Source organism: Martinezella lusitana (assembly GCF_900094565.1).
Classification (GTDB): Bacteria; Pseudomonadota; Alphaproteobacteria; order Rhizobiales; family Rhizobiaceae; genus Rhizobium; species Rhizobium lusitanum.
In genome coordinates, this window is record NZ_FMAF01000012.1 from 51,057 (window position 1) to 77,793 (window position 26,737).

Below are 26,737 nucleotides of genomic sequence, written 5' to 3' on the forward strand. Positions count from 1 at the left end.
AGATCGCAAAGGTTAGATCATGGCCGGAGCTCGATCACGTTGAATGATCATGGCATTGACCTGATCACAGTGAAATAATGCATTTCCGAAGCCGCGCTTCATCAAAAGCTTGGCAGGCGCAATCAGCTCGGTACCCTGCGCCGTTCCATGATCGGAGCGACCATTCCAGGTATGTAGGAATCGGACACACACGACTTGCAATGCTGTTCGAACATCTCGATCAATCGAGGCTTTCGATTTTGCTTCAGGGTAAAGACCCCAATGACCATCGGTTTCTGGTTGCCGGATATCGGCACACGGACAACCGTCCTACCGTCCATTGCCAGTTGCGACCGAGGCCGAACATTTGCGATCGTATAGCCGTAACCATTCGCCACCATTGTGCGAATGACGTCCTGGTAAGCGGAACGCATGGCGATGGAGGGTTCGACGCCCGATTTCGCAAAGAGACCTAAGAAATATTCACGGCTGATGGGCAGATCCAGCAAGATGAGCGGCAAATCGGCCAATTCATCTAAGCTGACAGATGGGTATCGAGCGAAAGGATGAGATTCTCCAACGAGGATATGTGGAGGCAGCGTTGCAAGCGGCGTAAAGTCGAAATCATCCGTGATGAGGAGATCATAACTGATTGCCACATCGATTTCCGCCCGCTGGAGCTTTCCCAGCAACTCTTCGTGATCGCTGACTGTCTGAATAATGCGCGTTTCTGGGAAAGCTGTGGTGAAGGAGTGCGAAAGCTCCGGCATGACCATAGAAGCTAGTGTCACCATACATCCGAGCGAAAGCTGGCCGCGGACCTTCTCGTTGACTTCCGATGCCACCGTGTAGATATTCTCGGCCTGCTCGACCAGCTGTTTTGCTTCGGCCAGCATGAGGCGGCCTGCCGGCGTCAACGAAAGACCTTTTGCATGGTGGCGGACAAAGAGCTGCGTTTGCAGTTCCGTTTCCAAATGGGTAATCGCCGTCGAAATCGATGGCTGGGAAATATTCAGTCGTTCGGATGCGAGGGTGATACTTCCTGTCTCCGCAGTCGCAATGAAATATTCGATCTGGCGGAGCGTGTATCTCATAGGCTCATAATATCTCTGCTAGCTGGAAGAACAAGCAGCGGGAGACCGCATTATTCATCGCCAGGCACCCCAAAGGATGGGGCAGCGTTGGGATCAAGCGCTCGCTTAACGTAGTCTTCCATTTGCGGCTCATAAACCGCCCAGAGATCCTGGAGGGCCTCGATCGGCTGATCGTGCCAGTCCACGCGGAGATCGACAATGGGCCAAGCAACGTTGTGGACAACCTTCAGCCCCGCCGAGCGAACGGGGCCCGCCTCTCCGCCTGCTTTGAGGCCGGCCGCCAATGCGTTCAAGAGGCGCGATGGCAGGCCACCGCTTGAAGCTTCAAAGGCAGCAATCATCTGCTGGGGTACGCCGGTATTCGAGAGGAGGTTACCTGCTGCGATGCAGCCCTCGCCCTTCGCCATCGCGTGGGTTCCGAGCGTACGCTCGCCAGAGTGCCCGGCGACATGTCCGCGAGCATCAACGATTGCCAGCTGCCGATAGTCGGCAAAGGGAGTCGATGCCACTAGCCGGCCAAGTGCTTCTTCCGCCGTTGCGCCCGTTGCCAGCATCTCCAGACCCGAGAAGCCAAGGCTCGGATCGGTGATGTTCTGGCTGGCCACAACCCCCGCACCGGCGCGCGCATGAGAACAGCGCGCCGCAACGGCCGGCGAGGAGGAGGAGATGGCGATACCGAACATGCCGGTCTCGGCGCAGCGGGCAGCGATAGAAAAGGTCATCGGCTCACGGCACCTTATTCGGGAATGACAGCAATCGCGTCGACTTCCACCAGCCACTCGGGCCGAGCGAGCGCGGAGACAACAATACCCGTCGAAACTGGGAAAACGCCCTTGAGCCACCTGCCGACAACGCGGTAGACGGCCTCGCGATAGCGCGGATCGACGATGTAGATGGTGATCTTGCAGATGTGATCGAGCGACGAGCCGGCTTCCTGAAGAAGCATCTCGATGTTGGCCATGGCTTGTTCGGTCTGGCCATTGACGTCGCCGATTGCAACGCTGGCGGACGTGTCGAGGTCCTGGCCGATCTGGCCCCGCACGAAAACCATCGTGCCCTTGGCAACGACCGTCTGGCAGAGATCATTATCCAGCTTCTGCTCGGGGTAGGTATCCTTGGTATTGAACTTGCGTATGCGGGTATGGGCCATTGTCGGGTTCCTCGTCTGGAGAAAATTCTTCTATCCTGCCGCGGCCTGAGTTCACCCGGCCTTCTGACCGGAAGGCCGGTATTCGTTGTACTTGCGCTGGGTGGAGATGCGGTCGGCGATATGCTTCGCGTCGTGCCAGACACCCCAGATGAAGCTCGATCCTCGCCGCGACTGCCAGGGCAGACCAAGGAAATAGATACCGCGCTCAGCCGACACGCCGCGCTGGTGTTTCGGACGGCCATGCTCGTCGAAGACATCCAGTTTCAGCCAGCTGTAGTCGGAGGAGAAGCCAGTTGCCCAGATGATCGTCGTGATGCCAGCTTGCCACAGATCGAGATTAAGGATCGGTTTCGCGACGCAATCGGGCTGCGGTTCGATAAGGCGCGCTTCGGGATCTTCCGGCAGGTCGATGCCGTTTCTTGCCACGTATGCATCCGCCTCATCAAGCAGCGCCATGTAGCTGGCATCGCCGCGATCCAGGTTCATGGCGAGATCGTCCGAAAAACTTAGGCTTGTTCCGTTGAAGGCCACTGTTCGGCCGAGCAGGATCATGCCCTTTCGGGCAAGGCGGCGGAAATCGATGGTATAGCCGCCGCGCGCGCCACTAACGGCGATCGTCACGTGCTCCGTTCCCGGACCGGGCGTTTCCATATCCCATTTTCCGAGAACGCCGAGCCACCAGCAGAAGTCACGACCGCGGTAGGCGCGCGGCGGGCGATCATGCGGTCCGACGGAGAGATAGACCTTGCGGCCGCAGAGCATAAGCTCTTCAGCAATCTGGGTTCCAGAAGAGCCGGCGCCGATGACGAGAACGGCTCCTTCGGCGAGTTGGGCGGGATTTCGATACTTGGTGGAATGCATCTGGGTAATACCCGGAGTATTCGCGATCAGGTCGGGAATGGCGGGTACCTGGAAGGCACCCGTTGCAGCAACCACGTTTTGTGCTTCGATCACGCCTTGCGAGGTTTCAACGCGGAAACCGGGGCGGCCGACATGACGCTCGACACTCTTCACCTCGACGCCGCAGCGGACAGGGGCTTCGATCTGCCTAGCATAGGCCTCGAAATAGTCGGCTACAGCATCCTTGGTCGGAAAGCTATCCGGATCGCAGTCCGGGAACTCCATTCCGGGGAAACGGTCGTGCCAGGCAGGGCCGTTGGCAACCAGCGAGTCCCACCGCTCGGAACGCCAGCGCTCGGCGATACGGCTACGCTCGAGGACGAGGTGTGATACACCGGCCTTGCCTAGGTGCTCACTCATCGCGACGCCGGCTTGGCCGGCACCCACAACGAGAGTGTCCACGGTCTCAACTGACATTACTTGCGTCCTTTTCCCTTAAAGGCTTTATGCGGATTTCGACATCCGGTGTAGTTCACAGCCCTGACGGAGAAAATTACGTTTTTAGTTTGCAATGATTAGGCTGCCGCTAAGCCGCCGGGTTGGGATTCGTTTCGCCTAAAGCTAAGAACGCTCCACGCCCATGCTCGAGAAGATCCGGACCGTCGATTCTGAACTTCCCGGCTCTTGAGATCCCATCAGGGGTGAGTAGCGGCCTGCACGGTGGCAGAGTGAGGTCGCTTCTGTAACGGGCTTTAGCGAGTCAATCCCTTTTGAGCCTAATCCCTCGCCGAGTGCTTGCTTCTGTCCGCAGTCGACGCGGGGTCGCTGCTTTATGGGGCCTGCTGAGGACCGGTTGGCCAATCTAGAAACGCGCAGTCCACTGGGGCTGCTTACCTCACTGCGGCCTAACCCATCCATCGTCCCGGCGAAGGGACCTTACTCCGGGGGGCTGATGGTATGGCCCGCCCGAAAGCCTGTCTTGTTACATCCTTCCTCCTCAGCCGGCCATGGCTGGCGCTGCCTTGCGAGGAAGGAAGTTGGTTCCGTCTCTGAGCATGCGGTGCAACACCACCGCCAGCTTGCGGGCCAGTGCAACGCGCGCCTTTCTGGGTCCCGCCCGTCTTGCGACCGCCAGCGCCCAAGTCTTAAGATCCGAGCCTTTGACCGGCCGGGTCAGGATGACGTTGGCCGCCTCGTAGAGCGCGGTTCGCACACCCACATCGCCGATCTTCGAGATGCGACCACTGTAGTCGGTCTCGCCCGATTGATACTTCTTCGGTGTCAATCCGAAATGCGGCCCCACCGCTCGTGATGTTCGGAAACGCTCAGGCGCGTCGACGGCCGCCGCGAATGTTAGTGCCACCAGGACGCCGACGCCCGGCGCCGTCATCAACCGACGGGCTTTGTCGTCCTGACGGGCGATGACACGCAACTTGCGTTCGAAACAGGCAAATTCGTCCGCAAGCGCGTCGCGCGCTTTCAACAGCGACGCGGCAATCGCCTCCAAGGTCGGATGACCTTCGATCAGTTCGCAGATCCGTGCCGCATAGGTGCGTCGCGTCGTCGGTCCCACCTTAAGGCCGAAGCCGCGTAGAATGCTGCGGATGCTCATCTCGATGTCATGAAGTTTCCCCTGGATCAGTTTGCGGGCTGTCAGCAGCGCGCGCACCTCTTGGGCGGCAAGAGATTTGCAGTGGACCGGCCTGAACCAACCAAGCCGCATCAACTGCGCAATGCCCCGCGCATCCTTCTTGTCGGTCTTCACTGGCATCGTCTTGAAGGCCGCACGCACGTGCCGCGTCTCGATCAGCTCGACCGCCAGACCCGTCTTCGCCATCCCGGCATAAAGCCATTGCGACAGGGGGCCAGCCTCAAGGCCGATCCGCTCCATGGCCACGCCGTGCTCGGCAAACCAGGCGGTCAGCGCATCGGGCTCGCTGAGGAGCTTCGCTTCCCGCACGATGCGACCATCCGCATCCACCACGCACACACTCGAGTATTCCAATGATACGTCGATGCCGGCATACTGCTTCATGGTCGTCTCTCCGTGATGCTATGGAGCAGGCCACTCCTGACTCCGCGACACCATCATTGTGAGGGACGACCACCAAAGCACCAAACCTTCAAACTCGGCTGGCTGGGCTCCGCCCGTTACACCATCTAGAAAACTCTCTGGAGGCCAACCATGCCGATGACAGCAGATCAATCTCAAGCGCAGACCGCTACTCTCGTCGATCTTGGCGCAATTTTCGTCTCGTTGGTCTAAGTAAGTCAACATGGCTGGTGGCGGCTCTGTCACCTGGCAGCGAAAAGATGTCCCGCCACAGCATCAGTGGAGGCGATATCGCCGGTTTGTTTGCATGCTTCGCCGCACTTCGCCAGAAGGTCAAACGGCGAAAGAACACATTGTACCCATTGGTCGTGATCCAAGAGGTCGGGCTGGATGGCTTCTGGTTAGGACGAGTGCTGAGCAAGGAAGCTTGGATAGAGAGCCACATTGTCGAGGCCGCATCGATTGCCATGCCGCGCCGGCATCGCCGGGCGAAGACCGACCGTATCGACGGTGAGACGCTGATCCGGGCTTTGATTGCGTGGAAACGTGGCGAGCCTCGTGCGTGCTCAATGGTTAGGCTTCTCACACCCGAGGAAGACGACAACCGACGGATCGGGCGGGAGCGGAAAACTCTGATTGCCGAGCGCGTCTTCCACGTCAATCGCATTAAAGGACTACTCTTCGCGCAAGGAATACGGGAGTACGAACCTGTCAATCGAGATCGCCGCCAACGTCTGGATGAGCTTCGAACTGGCGATGGGCGTCCGCTATCAAAACACCTGAAGGCCGAAGTCTGCAGAGAACTTGACCGCCTCGAGTTGTTGCTCACACAAATCAAGGCTGTAGAAGCCGAGCGAGATGCCTTGATCGTCCGCGAGACGTCGGAGACACCGAAGGAAGCGACCGCTCTTTTGGGCATCAAAGGAATAGGGCCGGAATTCGCTACGATACTTTACACCGAAGGACTGTTCCGACACTTCGACAACCGACGCCAAATCGCATCGCACGCAGGCCTTGCCCCCTCCCCTTGGCAAAGCGGTAACATCAACCGCGAACAGGGCGTGTCTAAGGCGGGAAATCCTCGTTTGCGAGCCACTATGGTCGAGCTCGCCTGGCTCTGGTTGCGGCATCAACCGAAATCGACATTAACGCTATGGTTCAAAGAGCGCATTGCTCGCAACGCCGGCCGCTTAAAGACGCCGATGATCGTGGCGCTCGCGCGTAAGCTGCTCGTGGCTCTATGGAAGTATGTGAGCTCCGGTGTCGTGATCGAAGGTGCGATCATGAAAACCGCTTGAAGCTGGAATGTGTGAAACGAAAATTCGAATCCTCAGGACCTGATCAGTCCTGGCGGATCCAGGTGAACGGACCGGGAATCCTTTTGGCCTTTAAATGCCGATCTTGAGTTTGGTCCCGTTCTCCTGAGCCCGTGCCCGTCGAATGCGGGATAATGGTGCAGCCGCTAAGAGCGGCGACCGGATGTGAGGTTGTATAGGCCCGAGAACCGGGCCGGTAATTGCTATGGGCTCAGACCAAGGATCCCCTTACAAGGAGAAATACGATGCCACTCGAATGAACAATTGACAAAAGACCTGATGTGAAAGGATTCGAACCGCCGACCTTGTCGTTCAAGCAGCATATGTTTGTGTTAATTTCTATAAGCGGGGCAATAACTTGCGCTCCAGGAGCGCCGATCTGGAGCCAAGAACGGACCGATAGGTTTGCTTGTTCAGAACGGATTAACCGCCACTAATGGCACGCCTATTTGAATGACTACTTCTCACCTAGGTGAAGCATCTGAATGGTGAGGAAATTCGAGAAAATGGCAGCGGTCATCTGATCTGGCGGCTGGCATCGGTGGCGACAGCGTCAACGAGTCATATCAAATTTTCCGCAATAAGAGCGGATTTTCGAGAATGATTCAATAGTGGCATCATATTGATTTTTCCGCGTTAGAAGCGGATAAGGAGATATGATGCAAACCGGACGATCAACGCTGTCTTCCTACGCTTCTGGTCTACTTGCTACGGGCAGGGGAGTTTTCTCTGCAGATGAAGCCCAGCAGGAGATCGGCATCAGCCGGGGCGCATTCCTTGACGCCGCCGAGCGTTTGCAGCGGCGCGGCCAGCTTATCCGGCCTCGTCGCGGCTTCTATGTGGTTGTGCCGCCTCAGCACGCCGTCATGGGAGCGCCGCCGCCGGAGTGGTATATCGACGCCCTGATGCGCCACGAAAAACGACCCTACTATGTGGGATTGCTGACGGCCGCCGCCGCCCATGGCGCCTCCCACCAGGCCACCATGGTATTTCAGGTCGTCACGAACAAACTCCTGCCCGATATTGAGGCCGGGCGAACGCGGATCGTCTTTTCGTATCGCAAGGATATGGGAGCAGTCTCGGCGGGAATCGAAGATTGCAAGACGCCCTCGGGATATATGAAGCTATCCTCGCCGGAACTGACGGCGCTCGATCTGGTACGCTATCCGCATTCCGGAGCTGGTCTAGACAATATTGCTACGGTGCTTTCCGAACTTGCCGACCGGTTGCAACCCAAAAAGCTTGCTTCCCTGTCGCGTGCTTTCGAGAAAGCGGTCGCACAACGCCTCGGATATCTGCTTGGGAGGCTGGGTCACTCGCAGATAGCGGAAGCGATGTTTGCAGCGCTATCTCCACGTGGGCCGTTGCCATGGGTCGAACTCGATCCCAAGCAGGCCGGAGATCCAGATTTGTCGCCGCCGCCATCTGAACGCGATGAACACTGGCGTGTGATCGTTCGTTGGCCACCGGAGATCGACGAATGATACCGCAGGACTACATCACCGCCTGGAATGGTGTGGTGCCATGGGCAAGTCCACGGCAAGTCGAGCAGGATCTCATCATCAGCCGCGCGATTGTCGCCATCTTCTCCGATCCGTTCCTGCGCGACGAACTGCGCTTCCGCGGCGGCACTGCGCTCAACAAGCTGCACTTCCCCAAGCCACAGCGCTATTCGGAAGACATCGACCTTGTGAGGACGACTGCCGGTCCTATCCGCCCGTTACTGGAGCATCTCCAGGACGTTCTCGATCCGTGGCTGGGCAAGCCGCGTTTCGATCAGAGCCCGGTTGCGCCCAAACTTAAATACGCTGTCGAAGCCGAAGACAAGGCTTCTCCCGGTTCGATAAAACTCAAGATCGAAATCAACACGCGCGAGCGTAAAGCTTACGATCCACCCATCGAGATTCCTTTTGGTGTCGAAAATCCATGGTTCACCGGAACGGCTGCAATCCCGACCTTCTCTCGGGAAGAAATGCTGGCGACCAAGCTGCGTGCCTTGCTTCAACGCAATAAGGGCCGCGATCTGTTCGACCTTGACTACGCGCTCAGCGTGTTCGAGGGGCTGAACTCGGCCAGGATCGTCGAGTGTTTTCTGCTCTACCTTGAAAAAGGAGAGGTAGCGATTTCCAGAGCCGAGGCGCAACAGCGCATGTTCCAGAAACTCGTCAATCCGGGCTTCTTCACTGACATGGGCCCGCTGCTTCCAACGGATCTCGCCAAGGCTTTGACCGAAGAAACGCTTAAGGCCGCGTTTTCGAGGGTAATGAAGGAACTGATCGACCGGATGTCCGGCGACGAGTGGGCGAAGGCGGGGGAAATGCGAAAGCGGTTCGGGCTGTAACCAGCTTAAAGCGTCGGGACTGTGTGGCGCGCTTGCTGAAACAGAGCCACTATGTGAGCTTCAGGGATTTGATCTCCTTTGCCGCCTTCACGACACCCAGTTCGTCAGGGCCAGCTCGGGCTGCCGGGCTCTTTTTGAAGGTGGACCCGGCCGTCTCACATAGCGCATTGTGTGTCGACGCTGGCTAAACCGCAACGTCGATGGAACTCGATATGAAATGGATGGCTTCATCATTGGGCTGCGGCCTGCCGAGCAGATACCCTTGCCCAAGGTCGCAACAGAGCTCCTGAAGATATTGAAGCTGGCTCGGCTCCTCGATCCCCTCCGCCGTGACCTGGACACCAAGGCCATGTCCCAGCGCGACCATGGCCCTGACGACCTTGTCTTGCTTTTCGCTGGTCTCGAATGTCTGGATGAAGCTTCGGTCGATCTTAATCTTCTGGAACTGGTAATTCGACAGCTGTGAAAGGCTCGAATAGCCAGTCCCAAAGTCGTCCAAGGCGATCCTGATCCCCGCTTTCGTGAGATCCTCCAGAACCTCTTTCGCAACGGCGGCGTCCTGGATCAGCGCGCTTTCCGTGATTTCGATTTCCAAACGCTGAACCGGCAGCCCAACTTCTCCCATGATCTTCAACAGCCGCAGTCCGAGAAGTCTGTCGCTCAATTGCGTTGGTGACACGTTGAATGAAAGGATCGTATCTGATGGCCAGGACATGGCGTCCTTGCAGGCGCGGCGGAACAACTGCTCCGTCAACTCAACAATGCGGCCGGCGTCCTCTGCGACCGGAATAAAATCGCAAGGAGGAATGAAACGGCCTTCTGCCGTCTTCCACCGCGCCAATGCTTCAAACCCTGCCAGCTTTCGCGTGCCCAAATCCATGAATGGCTGATAGTAGGGTTCAATCAGACCGGTTCGCATGGCGTCACGAAGCTGCGCCTCGAGTTGGACCTGTTTGTTGAGCTCTTCAAGCATGGCAGGGATAAAGGCAGCGACGTTGTTACGGCCAGCTTTCTTCGCGGCGTACATTGCGCAGTCGGCCTGCTGTATCGCCTTTGGAAGGTCAGCGTCTTCCTGGCCGCTCATTGCATATCCGACACTGGCACCGAGATCGACAGTTGCACCTTTAATTGCCATCGGCTTCGAAATTGCCCGGACAATCCGCGTTCCAAGGGCCTGGAGATCGGGTTTACCTTTGATTTTTGTCAGAACAACAAATTCGTCTCCGCCCAGGCGGTAGATGAGATCATCTGGAAACACTTCCGCCAATCGGCCTGCCGCCGTTGTGAGGGCCTGGTCGCCGCTCTCATGCCCCCAGAGATCATTGACTTTCTTGAAGCCGTCGAGGTCAACAGTGAAGACGGCATAGCGATCGCTGGCGGCCAACTCCGCCCGGGAGCAAACGGCGTCAAGCATGCGTCTATTCGGCAATTGCGTCAGTGGATCATGACAGGCGATCCAGTCGACATTTCGCTCGGCTTCAAGGCGGCGGGAAATTTCGTGGGCCATATCCTTGATACGGAGCGCCGAATAAATCAGCCCAAGAAATCCGGCGATATTGAGCGCTGTGAAAATCTCGTCGAGATTGTAACTCTCGTGATCCCGAAAATAGTGATCGAGCACCTCATGGGCATCGAAATATACAGCCAGTCTATAAAGGACTATGAACGCACCGCCCCAAACGAGCGCTTCGAGCCGCGCGCGATTATACTGAATGCTAGGCATTCCCTACCTCTATCCACAAGAGTCGGCGTCATGCCTCGATTGAGAGATTAAATCATCTTCACATCTGCAATTTCGCTTTTATGTGTTGAATAACACTTAAACCGCCCCGATCGAGTCCATCTCTGCGTTCTCTCGCCAAGAAGCGTTCACAAAGGAACGTTTGCTGCACCTTCTGCATTTGTACAGACCGCTTACGAGACATATAGTGTGTCGATATATTGCGATTCTATCGACATGATTTGACGACATATCCGCTCGGCATGTCGATCGCACGAGGATGTGGAAACAAAGGTCGCTAGTCGCATCAAATGCTTCCATAACCGCTTCGGCAACTGGCAATTCTAAGAGCAGTTATTCGACCCACTTTGATGGGTTGAATAATTTAAAGAAATGCATTATTTGAACCATTGAAAGGGTCAATTAATGCGCCTAACGCTCCAAATCCATTTCAATGGTGAGTGGCATCGCGCCGCGACGCTGGAACTCAAGGACGATGCGACCGGCTTTCAAGGCGCGTCGATCGTCGATTACGACCTCGATTATTTCGTCACAGTGGCGTCGGCGGAATTCGTGGCCGGAAAAACGGTCTGCGACCATCGCGCCTTGTCAGTCCGTTATCCCGTTAACCTCGAAAACCGATTTAGCCGCAGCTGGCCGCCCTTCCTGTTGGATCTTATGCCCCAAGGGCATGCAAGGCGAAAGCTTGCCGAACATCTCGGCCTTGCTGAAGGCTCGCGCGCTTCCGATCTGCCGCTGCTTCTGCGATCGGCGACTGGGGGCATAGGCAATATCCGGATCAAAGAAGCGGCAGAAGCCGAGACGGAACGGCTGCGCGGCGTTGAGCGCCAAGGGGTTACAGAAGCGGAAATCCTTGAGCGCTCCGATCGGTTCATGGAAGTCGCCGATCGCTTTGGAAGGCTCGCCTCCGGCTCTAGCGGCCTGCAAGGCGAATGGCCGAAGGTCTCGATGACCCAGGCGAATGACGGGTTATATTACCCCGACAGCTTCGTGACCGATGATGAGGCCGTGCGCCACATCATCGTCAAGCTGGTCCGCAGCAACGAGCCTGTGGACCGCCTGATTCTCGAAGGCGAAGCCCTCTACTCGCGGATCGCTCAAGGGATCGGTCTAAATGTCAGCGAACCATCGACCTATGCCGAAGGCGTCCTGATCATTCCCCGTTTCGATCGGAAGACTAAAGAAGGCGGCGGAACCGTGCGGCTGGGTCAAGAAAGCCTGGTGTCAACGATCGGCGTTGCCGATTTCGACCATGTCGGCACGCATGAGGCCTATATCGACGTTCTGCGCGAATATTCAGCCGATCCCTTCGCGGACGTTGTGGAATACCTGAAGCGCGACATCGCCAATCTGGCGCTCGGTAATCCCGACAATCACGGCCGGAATTCGGCACTCAGCAAGCATCAGGACGGCACGATCCGCCTGTCTCCGCTCTTTGATTTCGCACCAATGCGGCTCGCCAAAGAGGGGATCGTTCGCTCCACCCGTTGGGCCATGATGCGTGACGGAGGTCGCGATCATCTTCCTGATTGGAAGCGGATTTGCACTGAACTGATGCCAAATCCGGAAGAGCAGAAAGTTCTCGCGGCTGCGCTTTCCGCGTTTGCCGAACATCTGCGCCAGGGTCCGGCCATGGCGAAGAATATGGCTGCGGCCCCGGAGGTTCTGGAGCGTGCAATGGGACGCTGCATTGAGATAGCAGACAGCATTCTGGCGGCGTGCCACTGATGACGAAGGACCGCTAAATGGCTCGATGGAAGAAACCGACGAAAGAGGAGATTCTGGAAAACCGGCGAGCACTGGCGGAACGTGCTCGAACTGGGGACCTGAGGCTGCCCGGTGCTGTGGCGGAGATCCGTAAAGGGTTCGGCATGACGCAGGAGGAGTTTGCCAAGACGCTGTCGCTTACTAGGCGACAAGTTGCGGAGATCGAAGCCGGCACCGGGAACCCAACGCTCGAAACATTGGAAAAGATAGGCCGGTTGTTCGGATTCCGAGTTGGTTTTGTGGCCAAATAGCTCTGCGTGGCGTGAAACGCGGGCAACACAGACATTGGAATATTCGGATTTTCAAGAGTCTGTATTGTGGGCACCAGACGGGAATTTGTAACGCAGCTTTTCATTCAGACATTACATCAATCCGGCTCTGCTTGCTCTTTTCAGTGACCGTCGGCCTCCGGTGGCAGCCGAGCGATGAAGCGCCCGGACACCAGACAGCGCCTGATCGGCTAACGGATACATCATTTGTCGCTAAGCGGATTCTCTGGCGCGGCGCTATCGTGCCGGTCGGTCCGCCTTCACCTCAGGCGCCAGTCGGGCAGTAGCCGCAACCGCGCAGGAAAAATGATGCCGCTTCGCGCGCATGATTTTCCATCTCCGTCTTGACCGGCGTCAGGTCGGCATGAAACAGCGAGGACATCATCATCGGCAGCAAGACCAAGTCGATGAAGCGGCGGGTCGTCGCCGGAAGATTGTCCGGTGCAAAGGCCGGGAGAGATCTGATTTCCTCGGCCTCCGCCAGTTCTGCGACGAGCTTCATCACCGTGGCCGTCCCATGCGCACGGATGGCATAGTGGATGGTGGTAGCCAGCTCCGGATGGCGCGTTGCCTCTCCCATCACGCTACGCATGAGCCCTACGGTCTCGTCCTTGATAGCGCGCTGCACAATCAGGACACCCGCAGTCTGGAAACGTTCCTGAATATTGCCCGAAGTGGCAGAGGCAGCCATCTCGCCGGACTTCTGCACCCAGCGCAAAACCACCTCCCTGAACAAGGTTTCCTTGCTGGTAAAGCGCGTATAGATGCTCGGCTTGCCGGCCCTGGCTACCTCGGCGATTTCGTCAATGCTGGCCCCTTCGTAACCGCGGGCGACGAAAACCTGAAGAGCGGCCTGCAAGATCCTGTCTTCGACTTCTCCAGCCATTTCTCGCGGCGGCCGCCCGCGCCGGGGCATGCCTGCCTTCGGCTCTATATTTTTTAGTTTTGTCGTTTCTCTCGCCAAAACGCGCCTCACCGATTTTTGATTGGCATGGATCGGGGTCCCTGCCCTGCCCGCCTCTTGACTAACATCCCGATCAGTTCTAAGTCAATATTTAAATGAAACGTTTCGTTTCAATTTAATGCATCGAGCAAAGAGGTAGAACATGAGCGCGCCTCAGGATGAGACCTTTGGAAAGCTGATCGTGCTGGAGCCTAAAAAAGGCAGCGCGGCGGCAGACAATGAGCAGGATAACATCACGGCAAAACAGGAGCAGGCGGAAGCGCCGCACACCAGCGAGCAAGCCCGCATACGTGAGGATGAACGACAGGCTCCGGACAATTCCGATGAGGAGAAAGCCAAAAGTGGGCGCTCGCGACGCTCAAGGATGCTTTTGATCGGCGGGACCGCGCTGGCTGTGGCGGCGGCTGCAACCTATGTCTATTGGGATAATGGCTCGCACTATGAAAGCACGGACGATGCCTTTATCGCCGCCCGTCAATATGCCGTCACCTCTAGGGTTGCCGGTTACATTTCTTCCGTTGCGGTTACCGATAACCAGCATGTGACGGCAGGCGAAGTGATCGCCCGGATCGATGACCGCGATTACCAGACATCTCTGGAACAGGCGCAGGCGCAGGTTGCCGCCGCAGAGGCCAATATCCGGAATACCGAAGCGCAGAAGCAGGTCCAGGAGGCGAATGTGGAACAGGCCAAGGCTCAGATTGAGCAGGCCAAGGCCAACCTCGTCTTTGCCCAGCAGCAATATGACCGCTACGAAACGCTGATGAAGAGCGGTTCCGGCACCATTCAGGAAGCACAGCAATATCAGTCGCAATTGCATCAGCAAGAGGCTGCCCTGAATACGGACGAAGCCTCTTTGACCGCCGCGCAGCGCCAGCTTGCTGCCTATGATTCTCAGATCGCCAGCGCCCAGGCCACCCAAAAACAGGATCAAGCGCAGCTCGACCAGGCAAAGCTAAATCTCTCCTATACGACCATAACGGCGGCGCAGCCCGGACGGGTCGTGCAGCTTTCGGCTGGCGATGGCCAATATGTCCAGACGGGGTCGAATCTTGCCATGTTCGTGCCGGACAAGCTTTGGGTGACGGCCAATTTCAAAGAAACGCAGCTCGACCATATGCGTCCGGGCCAGCCTGTCACGCTGACCATCGACGCCTATGGGGGACGCTTACTCGATGGCCATATCGCAAGCGTACAGCCGGGATCGGGTACCGCTTTTTCGCTGCTCCCGGCGGAAAATGCCACCGGCAACTATGTAAAAATCGTACAGCGAGTGCCGGTGAAAATCGTGCTTGACGATGTGCCCAGCGATGTGGCGCTGGGACCGGGCATGTCGGTCGTACCAACCGTGCGGACCGATGCAAGCCTATCCCTGTGGGAAAGCTTGAGGAGCCTGCTGTGAGCACGAACGCTGTTGCCAAACCATCGGCAACCCCTTGGATCATCGCCATTGTCGTAGCACTCGCCAGCTTCATGGAAGTGCTTGATACGACGATCGCCAATGTCGCACTGAATTACATTTCCGGTGGCCTCGGCGTCAGTCAGGACGAGGCATCCTGGGTTGTCACCACCTATCTCGTCTCCAATGCGGTGATCGTGACGGCGACGAGCTATCTCGTGCGCATTCTGGGACGTAAGACCTTTTTCCTTGGCTGCCTGGCGTTGTTTACAATCAGTTCGGTCATGTGTGGCTTTGCACCCAACCTGCAATTCCTGCTCTTAGCCCGGATATTGCAAGGCATCGGCGGCGGCGGGATGGTGCCTGTCGCGCAGTCCATTCTAGCCGACAGCTTTCCGCCCGAAAAACGCGGGCAAGGCTTTGCCCTTTTCGGGGTGGCGGTTGTTGTTGCTCCTGTGGTCGGACCGACCCTGGGCGGCTGGCTTTCCGATAATTTTTCCTGGCACTGGTGCTTCCTGATCAACGGGCCGGTCGGCATTCTGACGCTTGCAGCCGTTGCCATGCTGATCAAGGAGCCCGAAGGCAGCGCCGAGGAGCGCGTGCGGCTGCGGAAGGAAAAGATTGGCTTCGACTGGATCGGCTTCGGCCTTGTTGCGACCTTTCTCGGAGCGCTGGAGCTGATGCTTGATCGTGGCCTTGAAGACGATTGGTTTGGATCGAACTTCATCATCATGGCCGCCGCGATCTGCGCTTTGGCCTTTGTTTTAATGGTCCCCTGGGAACTGAAGCACAAGAATCCAGCCGTTGATATCAGGATGCTCGTTAGCCGGCAGTTCGGCACCTGCTTCCTGGTGATGATGGCGACGGGCGCGCTGCTTCTGGCGACAACTCAATATCTGCCGCAGTTGGTTCAAGCAAATCTCGGCTATACGGCAACTTGGGCTGGCTTGATGCTGTCTCCCGGCGGCCTTGTGACGATGATCATGATGTTCGTCGTCGGCGTTCTGTCGTCAAAAGTGCAGCCGAAATATCTGATAGCGGTGGGTGCCGGCTTTGTTGCCTTTTCCATGTATCAGGTGACCAGCGCCTACAGTGGCATCGGCTTCTGGTATCTTGCCGAGGCGCGCATGTTGCAAGGAATTGGCCTGCCCTTCATATTCCTGCCGATTACCACGGCCTCTTATGACGGCATTCCCTCCAGCAAGACGGACCAGGCATCGGCGCTGCTGAATGCCGCGCGCAACACCGGCGGATCGATTGGCGTGTCGCTGATATCGAACATCATTACCCATCGGGAGCAGTTTCACCAGAGCCGTATGGTCGAGCATGTCATACCTTCGAACGGGGCCTATCAGGATACGCTCAATCAGGTGACGAATTACTTCACCGGTCAGGGTAGTTCCCTGGTGACGGCAAATCAGCAGGCGCTTGCCTGGATCAACGAGCAGGTGCAAAGCCAGGCTTCGTTCCTGGCTTACATCGATGCCTTCTGGGTTTTGACGCTGATTTCCCTGGCCGCAATTCCGCTGGCCCTTACCCTACGCAACGTAACACTCGGCAAAAAGGCATCCATGGGACATTAGAGCCTTTCGAAACCAGCAGCCCCAACTTTGTTCAGATGTGTTCCGGTTCTTCAGAGGAGCATTTAGGAGACGGAGAAAGCCACCTCCTCAATGCCCGTCCGGTGCGACAGCTTCCTTCGGGATAGTGTCGGTCAGATTCTTCCGGTGGAAGATGAAAAGACCGGCAAGCACGATGATGGCGGCTCCGAGGAAGACCTGGATATCCGGAATGTCGCCGAAGAAGAAGAAACCGAGCGCTATCGCCCAGATAAGCAGCGTATATTGCAGAGGTGCGAGCAGCGACGCGGGCGCAAGTTTCAGCGATCGCGTTATCAGCATATGGGCGCTGCCGGCGACGACGCCGAGCGCCAACATGGCCGCAAAATCGAGCGTCGAGGCGGAACGCCAGTTGCCGATGCTGAGTACCAGTCCTGCGACAAGTGCGCCGACAGTCTGCCAGGCGACGAGCGTCGCATCGTTAGTCTGCCGCAGCCGCCGGCCAAGCACGAGCGTCATCGCGAACGCGAGGCTGCCGCAAAGGCCGAAAAGCGACGGCCAGGAGAACATTGCCGTCGAAGGTTTAAGCGCGATCAGTACGCCGGCAAAACCGAGGAAAACGGCCAGCCACCGCCGCCAACCGATCCTCTCGCCAAGGAAGAAATGCGAGATCGCGGCGACATAGATCGGACCGGCCATGTAGAAAGTCATGACATCTGCAAGCGGCAGATAGGCGACAGCCGCATAAAAGAGACCAACGTCGGTGGTCGTCATCACTATGCGTAGAAGCTGCAACGGCGGCCGCTCGATGCGGAACAGTGCATCGCTTCCCTGCCGCGCGATCATGGGCGCGAGAATGATGAAGGAGCCGAGCGAGCGTATCACCAGAACTTGGCCGACGGAAAAGCTCGCGACCAACCACTTGCCCATGGCATCGTTCAGTGAAAACAGAAAGTCGCCGAGAAGCATCAAAAGCACGCCGGCAAGCACGAGATTGCCGTCCGTGCCGGCTTTGCGAACATCCATGATGCTTCTCCCGACGATTCTCATGTTTCTTTCGCATGGCTGTAGCCGCTTTTGCCCCGACCCCGCAAGGCGGCCGCGAGCGGGTCGCCTGGCTCGCTGCCTATATCCCGATCAGCCATTTTGAGGCGCAGACCATCTGTTTGCGGGATCAGGTGACGCCTGTTACCTTTTGCCTTGCTGAGCACTTGGTGTTTCGCATGGCAAAGAAGGGTGACAAGATCGGCAGAGGCCGACCAGTTCGATCGCTTATCCGATCATGCGGGAAGAAATGCGCTTGGTTGGTCGCAAGTTGAGATCTATGCCCTTACCTCCAATGACCAAAATGCATCCTGTGTTTTCATGGTTGGATAACCCGTTGCCGATATTATTCATTAGCGAAGCAAGAGAGCAGTGATGACGCAGCAGCCGGGAAATCCGTCGAAGTCAACCATAGAAGATCAGAACGACGACGACCGGCAGGCCCGCGTCTCGCTCGAATTGCTCCAAGCTCAGCTTCTGTCGCTCACCGAGCGATACGAATGGCTCGAGGCGATGATCAACTACGTGCCCGACTTCATCTACGCCAAGGATAGAGACGGCCGCTTCCTCTTTGCCAACCGTGCGATCGTCCTCAACAATGGCTTCACGCATGTCGACGAATTGATCGGCCTTACCGACGCCGAAATCCACCCGGTAGCCGACGCTCATAAGATTGATGAAATCGAACGGCGGGTCATGGAGACGGGTGAGCCTGATCTCGGCGTTGAGGAACGACGGCTGAAGGGTGAAGGCTGGCTGATGATGTCGCGCGTGCCGTTGCGGGACCGGAATGGCAATATCATCGGCGTCGTCGGAGCCTCCCGCGATATCTCGGCCCGCAAGCGCGCAGAGGAGTTGATGAGCGCGCAAACGAAGCTTCTCCATGACGTTGCGCGAGGCGTTGACCTCGGTTCGTTTCTCAAGGATGCCCAATTCCTGCTTGAGCGCCTCCTCAACGGAAGACGGGTCAGCTTCATTTTGGACGGCCAGCAACGCGAGACCCTGGCGGATGAAGCGATTGAGTTTCCCATCTTCTCGCGAGATGGAGGCAAGCACGGTACGTTGACAGCGTCGAAGACTGAGGATGACGAAAGCGGCCTCGTGGAATTCCTCGCAGGAATCGCTCAAACCGTCGGCATCGCCATCGATCGCCATCGTGACATCGCTCACATTGCCTATCTTGCTGAGCATGATGCGCTGACCGGGTTGCCAAATCGCACGCTCCTCAATCGAAAGGTCGTCGCTCTCTTGGAAAAGGCATCGCAGGCGGGGAAATCCTTGGCCGTAGCCTTTGTGGATCTTGATAATTTCAAGCTGGTGAATGACAGCCTTGGACATGCCGCCGGAGACGAATTGCTCAAGGTGGTTGCCCAGAGGATATCGGCGCAAATTAAAAGCAGCGGCATCGTGTCGAGGATCGGCGGCGATGAGTTCATCATTGTTCTGGAAGAGAACCAGGACCCTTTCCATGAAAGACTCAAGGCTATTCTCGAAGGCATATCCGAGCCGCTGACCATCGATGGCGTCGAAATTCGAGTCAGTTGCAGCATCGGCGTAGCGTGCTCCAGAAAGCACGGCGATACCGCGTCGGAGCTATTCGCAAACGCCGATATGGCGCTTTATCGCGTGAAGGAATCCGGTCGCAACGGTATTCAGCTGTTCACGCCCGCAATGGGGGAAGAAGCCCGCAGCAAGCTGAGCCGTATTGAGGAGCTGCGGCGGGCGGTGGAGCGGAACGAGTTCGTGCTTCACTATCAACCGCAGAAGAATATCAGTAGCGGTCAAGTGATCGGCGTCGAAGCGCTCGTACGATGGCAGCATCCTGTCGAAGGCTTGCTATTGCCGGGAACGTTCATCCCGCTGGCCGAAGAAACGGGGCTGGTGGTCTTGATCGGCGATATGGTTTTGCGCGAGGCTTGCCGCCAAGCTCGGGCCTGGCAGGACCAGGGTCTGCCACCATTGCGTATAGCGGTGAATGTATCCGCCAGACAGTTTCTCGAGAATTCGCTGATAGACCAGGTTGCATCGGCGCTTCAGGCTGCCGGCCTCGATCCACAATGGCTTGAGCTGGAACTGACCGAAAGCTTGATCATGCGGGATGTGGAGGGGGCCATAGAGCGCATGCATGCATTGAAAGAGCTCGGTGTCAGCATCGCGATCGACGATTTCGGCACGGGATATTCGAGCCTAAGTACCCTCAGACGCTTCCCCCTCTCCCGGTTGAAGATCGACAGGTCGTTCATTGCGGACATTCCCGAGAAAGCTGGCGACATGGCGATCACCTCCGCCATCGTGTCACTTGGCAGAACTCTCGAATTGGAGGTCGTCGCCGAGGGTGTGGAGACCGAGGAGCAAGCCCAATTCCTCGAGGGGGCCGGATGCGAAATGTTTCAGGGCTTTTTGTTTGCAAAACCCCTTCCCGCTTCCGAGGTCGGAAACCTTATTGCCAAGCTGGTTGCCCAAACCGGATAGCCCAACCGCCGCACCTTACGCACCAGCGTAACCGCTCCTCTTCGGCTGTCCGAGTTCAAGGCAACGTCACGATTTCGATCCAGTTCGCGCCGGCGTCGACCGGATACCTGCCGACGGAACCGAGCGTGCCGCTCGTCTGGTCGATGGCATAAACAGACAGTTTGTCGGATTTCTCACCGGATGCCACAAGGAATCGGCCCGACGGATCTATGCGAATGCCACGCGGTTGCTGCTCGGTCGGGTAATTCGTGACATAGGTCAGCGTCCCGTCCCCACCAGCCACATGGAAGAGCGCAATTTTGCTGGTGGTTCGCTCGGTCGTATACAGGAATTTACCGTTGGGCGTGATGCCGATGTCGGCAGCCCAAACCTTCGGTTTGCCGTCATCCACTGGGGCTGCGGCGGGCGTGATTGCATTGAATGGTGGAGGAGCCGGCGGGGTGGCGCCCGGAGACAAATCCGCGTCGTCAGGCACGGACGCCACGCTTTCGATTTCGCTCAACGTACCCCTGGCGGGATCGAGAGCGTAGTGGATGACGTGGCCGGTCAATTCGGTCAGGACATAAGCGGACTTATTGTCCGGAGACAGAATGATATGACGCGGACCGTATCCCGGCCTGGTCGCGACGTGCGGCGGATCGTTCGCCTCCAGCATGCCGGCCTCTGGATCGAGGACGAACTGCTGCACGATATCGGAACCGAGATTGGTTGCGAAGACGAATTTGCCGGTCCGATCGCTGACGATCGAATGGGCATTGCGGCCGGTGAGGACCATCTGTCGCGCGCCATCGGTGACAAGTCCGTCCCTGCTGATAGGCAGTACGGCGATCTTGTTGCCGCCATAGGAGGCGGTGAAAAGCAACCTGCCCGATGGGTCAGTGGAGACGTAAGCCATGCTATCGGGCAAAGCAGCAACAGCTTCGTGCGTCAGCTTGCCGGTTTCTGGGTTGATCGCCAGCGTCAGCACCCGATATGGTTGCGAGCGAATGACGGCATAGAGATGCTTCCTGTCCGGGCTGACGGTCATCGGCATGATCATCTTGCCCGCATCGAAAGTCGAAACCTGCGTGAGCACGCCTGTCGTTTCATCCATACTGTATGTGTCGATCGTCCCCGCCGTCGTTGCGGCGACATAGACGAACGTCCGGGTAGCTGCACGGAACGAAGCTTCAATCATGGGTCACCTCACCCGAGCGTTGACTGCCGGCCTGGCTTGACGATCAGACGAGCCTTCTAGCAAAAATTATCCGGCTGCGGCGACGATCTTTTCCAGCACGGTCATTTCTTCCGCCGTCAGATCGGTCAAAGGTGGTCTCACTGGACCTGGATCCTTGCCGAGCACGCGCAGGCCCGCCTTGATGATCGAGACTGCATAACCTTTCCTGCGATTGCGCAGGGTGACCAACGGGAAGAAGAAGCCTTTGAGGATATTGTCCACCGTTGTCTGCTCGCCGGCACGCAACGCTGCATAGAAGCGCTGTGCCAAGGCGGGCACGAAATTGAAGACGGCGGAAGAATAGGTCGTTACTCCAGCGCCGAAATAGGCCTGAGCATAGACTTCGTGGGTCGGCATACCGCCTACATAGACGAGGCGGTCCTTGAGCAGCGTCGTGATCTCGATCACCTTGTCGACGTCACCCACGCCATCCTTGAAGCCGATGAGGTTCGGACATTCGTCGGCAAGGCGCGCCAGGCTCTCGGCGTTGAGCACGGCATTGTCGCGATTGTAGACAATGACGCCGATGCCGACGGCCTGGCAGACGGCCTTCACATGGGCAATCAGACCTGCCTGCTCCGCAAACATCAGATAGGGCGGCAGCAAAAGCAGACCGTCCGCGCCGGCTTTTTCCGCGGCCCTGGCGATTTCGACGGCAAGCGACGTTCCGTAGCCGGTTCCCGAAATGATCGGCGTATTGCCTGCCGCGGCCTTGGCGGCACGAACGACCTGAGGGATTTCGGCAGGGTTGAGGGAGAAGAACTCGCCGGTGCCACCGGCTGCAAAAAGTGCCGCTGCATCGTAGCCTGCCAGCCACTCGACGTGACTGCGATATTTGGCTTCGTCGAATGTCAGATCCTGATTAAAATGCGTGACGGGGAACGACAGAAGACCGCTGCCAACTGCCTTTTTTAGTTCATTCGGGTTCATCGTGAAATCCTTTTGCAGATCGATGGAGCGACGATGCTTCAGCCGTGTTCGAGCGTCTGGACGAGAGCGGCGATGTACCCGTAGCAGAAGGCGAAGGCGACGCCTGTGGGATCGCGGCCGCTGATCGTCGGCACGTGGTCGGGCATCAGCATGTATGGATAGCCGACCTCCTTGTAGATCCGGGCCGAGCGGATCATGTCCATATCGCCCTCGTCCGGGAAGGTTTCCATGAAGGACAGCTTGCCGCCCCTGATGTTGCGGAAGTGGACGTTGAAGATTTTGCCGCGCGTGCCGAACCAACGGATGATGTCGTCGATCTCCGCGCGCGGATTGTCGAGCATTTCGCCGATCGAGCCCTGGCAGAAGTTCAGCCCGTGATAAGGGCTTTCGCGCATAAGCACGAATTTCTTCAGGCCCTCCACCGTGCCGAGGACGCGCGTGACGCCGCGGTAACCTGGCGGCGTATAGGGATCATGCGGATGGCAGGCGAGACGGACGCGATTGCTTTCCGCCACAGGAACGACGCGCTCCAGGAAATAGTCGATCCGCTCCCAGTTCTCGTCTTCCGACAGCACACCGGCCAGGCCGGGGGTTGCCTGGTGGTCCGCCTTGTCCCAGCGGAAGCTCGCATTCATCGAGCCGCCTCGCCCCGCCTCCTCGGGCGTGCGCGGGATGCCGATGAGATTGAGATTGTATTTCGCCGATGGGATGCCAGCGGCCGCAATATCTTCGATCAGCTTGCAGACCGCGTCGATCTGCCGGTCGCGATCGGGTCCGGCAAGTAGGATATCGGGATAAGAAGCCTTCTCGATCGGCTGGGACGGCAGAGGCAGCTGGATCATGTCCAGGATCAGCCCGAAGCTTTCGATCTTGTCGCGGTGACGTTCGAGATCGGGCAGCGTCCAACTGTCAGGTCTTCCCGGCGGATCCGCGCAGATATGCTTCAGCCCTAGTTGCCTGAAAACCCGGTAGTCATCATCGTCCCGTGCCTCGACCTGCGTCCCTGCATACACCTGGTGTATCTCCCATGAGATTCATATCATATGACATAATATGACTTTTGTCGGGAGTCGAGCCCAATTGCGGTTGCTGTTCTGCAAGGAAGCGATACCGTCGCTGGCTCGCCATCATGTGAGCACGCATCGTTTGCCGCGCACGCTCCGGATCCTGATCTGCGATCGCCGCCAAAATCTCGACATGCTCCGCATGAACCTTTTCCAGATAGGCGCGATCATTCGCCTCCGGCAATGTCGGAAACTGCCCGCGCGGGATGGTGCGAGTACCGAAATGCCTGAGCACATCCACGTAGAATCGGTTGTTGGTGGCGATGGCGACGGCCATGTGGAATTCGTAATCCGCTTCGACGGTCGGGAGCCCCTGCTCTATCAGGGCAGCCATTTTCCGATTGGCCGCAGCGATTGCCGCCTCCTGTTCGGCGGTCCTGCGATAGGCCGCAATGGCGGCCGCCTCACCCTCCGTAGCCATGCGAAACTCCAGCAATTCCAGCGTTTCCGGGATGCTTCTGATCTCCACAGGCGTCAGCGTTGATCCTGAGGGTATCATCATTTCGGCAACAAACACGCCCTTGCCCTGAACGGGCCTGACGAGCCCGGCAGAGCGCAGATCGGCAATCGCCTCGCGCACGACGGTCCGGCTGACGCCATATGTTGCCTCCAGCTGCGGCTCCGTCGGAAGTTTATCGCCCGCCTGAAGCTTGCCCGTCTCGATCTGGACGCGCAGCTGGTCGATGACCCGCTGCGCCAGTCTTTGCCGGCCTCGGCCGATTATCGTCATTCCTTGGTCCCCAAATCTGTCATGGCAAGTCGATCTGTTTCGTCCATAGGCCGGATCAATCCAGAAATTCATATTATGACATGTGAATACCATAGGGAAGCAGGTATCGGAGAGCGCGTTATCCCGAAAACAAAATCAGCATATTGACATTTGTCGATAGCCTATCGAATATTGTCAATATTGGTGCTTAACGGAGGCAATCGGTGTTAGCCGACCTTGATCCGGCATCGGGAGTGCGGAGGAGAAAGTGGATTTCCTGCTTGAAGTGGAAGGACTGAAGAAGTCCTTTGGCGGCGTTGCTGCGCTGCGCGACGGGCGCTTTCAGTTGCAACCGGGGTCTGTCCACGCATTGTGCGGCGGTAACGGCGCTGGCAAATCGACCTTTCTTAAGATCCTGATGGGCATTCACAAGCGTGACGCCGGCTCCATCCGCCGCCGCGGCAAAGAGGTTGATTACGCCAGTCCAGCGGAAGCCCTTTCCGCCGGGATCGCCATCATCGAGCAGGAGCTCAGTCCGATCCCGCACATGACGGTTGCGGAGAACATCTATCTCGGCCGCGAGCCGTCTGCCCGTTTCGGCGGCATCGATTTCAAATCGATGAACCGCAATGCACAGGCGCTGCTCGAACGCCTGCAGTTCAATATCCGCGCCACGCAATTCATGATGAACCTCTCGGTCGCCCAGGTTCAATTGGTCGAGATTGCCAAGGCGCTCAGCCACGATGCCGAAGTGATCTTCATGGACGAGCCCACCTCGGCCATCGGCGAGAAGGAAGCGCAGCAGCTGTTCTCGACCATCGAGCGGCTGAAGGCCGAGGGCAAAGGGATCGTCTATGTCTCGCACCGGCTATCGGAAATCTTCCAGATCGCCGATTCCTACACGGCCTTTCGCGATGGCTCCTATGTCGGCAGCGGTGCGCTCGCCGATATCGACAGACCCGGCCTCATCCGCATGATCGTCGGCCGCGAACTCGGCGAAGAATACATCAAGACCAATGTGCCGACGGATGTGCCCGGACTGGACGTCTCGGGACTTAGGGCCGATGGCAAGATCGACAACATCTCCTTTGTTGCACATAAGGGCGAGATCTTTGGCATTTACGGCCTGATGGGGTCGGGCCGTACCGAGATCTTCAACTGCATCTTCGGCCTCGATACGGCAAGCGGCGGCGAGCTCAAGCTCGGCGGACAACCGATCACCGTGCGCAAGCCAGCGGAGGCCATGCGAAACGGCATCGCCTTCGTGACCGAAGACCGCAAGCTGACGGGGCTCAATCTCACCGATAGCGTGCGCAACAACATCTGCTTGGCGAGCCTGCCGGAAATGAGCCCGCATTTTTCGATGGATCGCCAAGCCGAAGCGGCCGCCAGCCTCGATATGATCAAGCGTTTCGGCATCAAGGCCGCGCACGACAGCATGTCCGTCTCCGGCCTTTCGGGCGGTAACCAGCAGAAGGTCGTGCTTGGCAAGTGGTTCCTGCGCAAGCCGAAGGTGCTGCTTCTGGACGAGCCGACGCGCGGCGTCGATGTCGGCGCCAAGCGCGAAATCTATCGCATCATCTGCGACTTCGCCGCCGAAGGCGGCACGGTCATCATGATTTCATCCGAAATAGACGAGGTTCTCGGCATGTCCGATCGCATTCTGGTGATGCGCCAGGGACGCTCTGCCGGAATTCTCAAAAGGGAGGAGGCCGACGCGCAAACGCTCGTACACCTGTCGACGTGAAGGCGACAGACGACGAAGCCCAAAAACAGCGCCCGGCAACAAGAGGTATTTGCAATGTCCGCCACTGAAGACAATCAGTCCAATTCCTGGTTCGGCTCCGACCGGCGCCGATTGATCATCCAGGAATACGGGATTTTCCTCGCCTTCCTGCTGCTCGCTGCCATTCTCTCGGTCTCGAACGAATATTTCCTGACGCCTGGCAACATCTCGAATGTGCTGCTGCAGACGTCGATAAACGGCGTGCTGGCAATCGGCATGACATTCGTTATCCTCACACGCGGTATCGACCTTTCCGTTGGCTCCGTCGTTGCGCTGACCGGCATCGTTAGCGCGAGCTTCGCAACGACCTCGGCGACCGCCGGCATCCTCGGTGCGCCCTATCCGCCTTATGTAGCCCTTACCGTCGGAGTGCTGGTCGGCCTGGCGTGCGGCGCCTTGGTCGGGGTCATCGTTTCGCGCTTCGCCGTTCCCGCCTTCGTCGCAACGCTCGGTATGCTCTCGGCAGCACGTGGTCTGACGCTGATCTATGGCGGCGGCAAACCGGTTCCGGCGCTAACGCCTGATTTCCGCTGGATCGGCACCGGCAGCGTCTTGTCCGTTCCCATGCCCGTCATCCTGCTTGCCATTGTCTTTGCCGTCGCATGGTGGGTTCTCAATCGCACGCGCTTTGGCCGCTATATCTATGCCGTTGGCGGCAATCCGCACGCCGCCACCACGTCAGGCATCAATGTCAGCAAGCTGCGCTTCCTCGTCTACGTCATTTCCGGCGGCCTTTCCGGACTGGCGGGCATGCTGCTTGCCGCACGTACCGGCTCGGCTTTGCCCCAGGCCGGTATCGCTTACGAACTCGATGCGATCGCCGCCGTCGTCATCGGCGGAACCAGCCTTTCCGGCGGCGTCGGGCGCATTACCGGCACTCTGATCGGCGCGTTGATCATCGGCGTGATGAACAACGGCCTCGATCTGATGGGGATCCAATCCTACTACCAGCAGGTCCTCAAGGGCGCCCTCATCGTCGGCGCCGTGATGCTCGACCAAAAGCGAAATCTGGGCGGCTGAGCCCCAAGACATCCAGGTGCTGCG

General features: G+C 57.8%; 21 protein-coding genes and 2 pseudogenes. 11 read left to right on the top strand and 12 right to left on the bottom strand.

Features of this window, described 5'->3' with window-relative positions; all coding sequences use genetic code 11:
• Positions 1-122: 122 nt before the first annotated feature.
• From GA0061101_RS22250 to GA0061101_RS22270, 5 genes are all read right to left on the bottom strand, one after another.
• Positions 123-1,073, bottom strand: coding sequence for a LysR family transcriptional regulator (locus GA0061101_RS22250; RefSeq protein WP_037199129.1), 951 nt, complete (start codon positions 1,071-1,073; stop codon positions 123-125).
• 50 nt (positions 1,074-1,123) lie between these two features.
• Positions 1,124-1,795, bottom strand: a complete 672-nt coding sequence (locus tag GA0061101_RS22255; RefSeq protein ID WP_047640197.1) for a DUF1028 domain-containing protein — start codon at positions 1,793-1,795, stop codon at positions 1,124-1,126.
• Between the two features lie 14 nt (positions 1,796-1,809).
• Positions 1,810-2,223, bottom strand: a complete 414-nt coding sequence (locus GA0061101_RS22260) for a RidA family protein (RefSeq protein WP_037199132.1) — start codon at positions 2,221-2,223, stop codon at positions 1,810-1,812.
• Positions 2,224-2,274: 51 nt separating this feature from the next.
• On the bottom strand, positions 2,275-3,540 hold the full coding sequence (locus GA0061101_RS22265) for a flavin-containing monooxygenase (RefSeq protein ID WP_092574889.1): 1,266 nt from the start codon (positions 3,538-3,540) through the stop codon (positions 2,275-2,277).
• 520 nt (positions 3,541-4,060) lie between these two features.
• On the bottom strand, positions 4,061-5,098 hold the full coding sequence (locus GA0061101_RS22270; RefSeq protein WP_092574890.1) for an IS110 family RNA-guided transposase: 1,038 nt from the start codon (positions 5,096-5,098) through the stop codon (positions 4,061-4,063).
• Positions 5,099-5,248: 150 nt separating this feature from the next.
• Between GA0061101_RS22270 and GA0061101_RS22275 the strand changes: the two are divergent.
• The 3 genes and pseudogenes from GA0061101_RS22275 to GA0061101_RS22285 all read left to right on the top strand — a co-directional run bounded on the left by GA0061101_RS22275 (position 5,249) and on the right by GA0061101_RS22285 (position 8,773).
• A pseudogene (locus GA0061101_RS22275) lies at positions 5,249-6,414 on the top strand (IS110 family RNA-guided transposase).
• 674 nt (positions 6,415-7,088) lie between these two features.
• Positions 7,089-7,916, top strand: coding sequence for a type IV toxin-antitoxin system AbiEi family antitoxin (locus GA0061101_RS22280; protein ID WP_047640194.1), 828 nt, complete (start codon positions 7,089-7,091; stop codon positions 7,914-7,916).
• The gene (locus GA0061101_RS22285; RefSeq protein ID WP_342587926.1) at positions 7,892-8,773 is read left to right on the top strand and encodes a nucleotidyl transferase AbiEii/AbiGii toxin family protein; all 882 of its coding nucleotides are present in this window, start codon (positions 7,892-7,894) and stop codon (positions 8,771-8,773) included. Before GA0061101_RS22280 ends, GA0061101_RS22285 begins: the two co-directional genes overlap by 25 nt.
• A 184-nt stretch (positions 8,774-8,957) precedes the next feature.
• Here the strand turns inward: GA0061101_RS22285 and GA0061101_RS22290 are convergent, their stop codons facing one another.
• On the bottom strand, positions 8,958-10,187 hold the full coding sequence (locus GA0061101_RS22290) for a putative bifunctional diguanylate cyclase/phosphodiesterase (protein WP_425350008.1): 1,230 nt from the start codon (positions 10,185-10,187) through the stop codon (positions 8,958-8,960).
• Between GA0061101_RS22290 and GA0061101_RS41130 the strand changes: the two genes are divergently transcribed.
• The 3 genes from GA0061101_RS41130 (at position 10,080) to GA0061101_RS22300 (ending at position 12,532) form a co-directional block, all read left to right on the top strand.
• Complete coding sequence (locus tag GA0061101_RS41130) at positions 10,080-10,547, top strand: hypothetical protein (RefSeq protein WP_425350010.1); 468 nt, start codon at positions 10,080-10,082, stop codon at positions 10,545-10,547. The two genes, GA0061101_RS22290 and GA0061101_RS41130, sit on opposite strands and share 108 nt — an antisense overlap.
• A 372-nt stretch (positions 10,548-10,919) precedes the next feature.
• Entirely contained in the window at positions 10,920-12,242 is a 1,323-nt protein-coding gene (locus GA0061101_RS22295; RefSeq protein WP_092574896.1) for a type II toxin-antitoxin system HipA family toxin, read from the top strand.
• Between the two features lie 17 nt (positions 12,243-12,259).
• Positions 12,260-12,532 (top strand): helix-turn-helix transcriptional regulator, encoded by a 273-nt coding sequence (locus GA0061101_RS22300; protein WP_037199144.1) that lies wholly within the window; start codon positions 12,260-12,262, stop codon positions 12,530-12,532.
• A 283-nt stretch (positions 12,533-12,815) separates the two neighbouring features.
• On the opposite strand, the gene GA0061101_RS22305 is transcribed toward GA0061101_RS22300, so the two are convergent.
• Positions 12,816-13,436, bottom strand: coding sequence for a TetR/AcrR family transcriptional regulator (locus tag GA0061101_RS22305; protein ID WP_051964015.1), 621 nt, complete (start codon positions 13,434-13,436; stop codon positions 12,816-12,818).
• 220 nt (positions 13,437-13,656) lie between these two features.
• Between GA0061101_RS22305 and GA0061101_RS22310 the strand changes: the two genes are divergently transcribed.
• Positions 13,657-14,916 (top strand): HlyD family secretion protein, encoded by a 1,260-nt coding sequence (locus GA0061101_RS22310; RefSeq protein ID WP_092574898.1) that lies wholly within the window; start codon positions 13,657-13,659, stop codon positions 14,914-14,916.
• Complete coding sequence (locus GA0061101_RS22315) at positions 14,913-16,496, top strand: DHA2 family efflux MFS transporter permease subunit (RefSeq protein ID WP_245297541.1); 1,584 nt, start codon at positions 14,913-14,915, stop codon at positions 16,494-16,496. The genes GA0061101_RS22310 and GA0061101_RS22315 overlap by 4 nt, the downstream gene beginning before the upstream one ends.
• 87 nt (positions 16,497-16,583) lie before the next feature.
• On the opposite strand, the gene GA0061101_RS22320 is transcribed toward GA0061101_RS22315, so the two are convergent.
• A complete protein-coding gene (locus GA0061101_RS22320; protein ID WP_037199150.1) occupies positions 16,584-17,498 on the bottom strand; it encodes a DMT family transporter in 915 nt (304 codons plus the stop codon).
• A gap of 531 nt (positions 17,499-18,029) precedes the next feature.
• On the opposite strand from GA0061101_RS22320, the gene GA0061101_RS22325 reads away from it, so the two are divergent.
• Positions 18,030-19,988 (top strand): putative bifunctional diguanylate cyclase/phosphodiesterase, encoded by a 1,959-nt coding sequence (locus tag GA0061101_RS22325; RefSeq protein ID WP_051964026.1) that lies wholly within the window; start codon positions 18,030-18,032, stop codon positions 19,986-19,988.
• 55 nt (positions 19,989-20,043) lie between these two features.
• Here the strand turns inward: GA0061101_RS22325 and GA0061101_RS22330 are convergent, their stop codons facing one another.
• The 4 genes and pseudogenes from GA0061101_RS22330 to GA0061101_RS22345 form a co-directional block, all read right to left on the bottom strand.
• Positions 20,044-21,165 carry a lactonase family protein gene (locus GA0061101_RS22330; RefSeq protein WP_037199152.1) on the bottom strand — a complete coding sequence of 374 codons (1,122 nt, stop codon included), beginning with the start codon at positions 21,163-21,165 and terminating at the stop codon, positions 20,044-20,046.
• A gap of 66 nt (positions 21,166-21,231) precedes the next feature.
• Positions 21,232-22,134, bottom strand: a complete 903-nt coding sequence (gene kdgD / locus GA0061101_RS22335) for a 5-dehydro-4-deoxyglucarate dehydratase (RefSeq protein ID WP_092574900.1) — start codon at positions 22,132-22,134, stop codon at positions 21,232-21,234.
• Positions 22,135-22,172: 38 nt separating this feature from the next.
• Positions 22,173-23,147, bottom strand: a complete 975-nt coding sequence (locus GA0061101_RS22340; RefSeq protein WP_092574902.1) for a mannonate dehydratase — start codon at positions 23,145-23,147, stop codon at positions 22,173-22,175.
• A 73-nt stretch (positions 23,148-23,220) separates the two neighbouring features.
• Positions 23,221-23,928: pseudogene (locus GA0061101_RS22345) on the bottom strand (FadR/GntR family transcriptional regulator); the annotation flags it as partial.
• 247 nt (positions 23,929-24,175) lie between these two features.
• Between GA0061101_RS22345 and GA0061101_RS22350 the strand changes: the two are divergent.
• Both GA0061101_RS22350 and GA0061101_RS22355 read left to right on the top strand, forming a co-directional pair.
• Positions 24,176-25,654, top strand: coding sequence for a sugar ABC transporter ATP-binding protein (locus GA0061101_RS22350; RefSeq protein WP_037199161.1), 1,479 nt, complete (start codon positions 24,176-24,178; stop codon positions 25,652-25,654).
• 54 nt (positions 25,655-25,708) lie between these two features.
• Positions 25,709-26,713, top strand: a complete 1,005-nt coding sequence (locus tag GA0061101_RS22355) for an ABC transporter permease (protein WP_047561810.1) — start codon at positions 25,709-25,711, stop codon at positions 26,711-26,713.
• Positions 26,714-26,737: the final 24 nt, after the last annotated feature.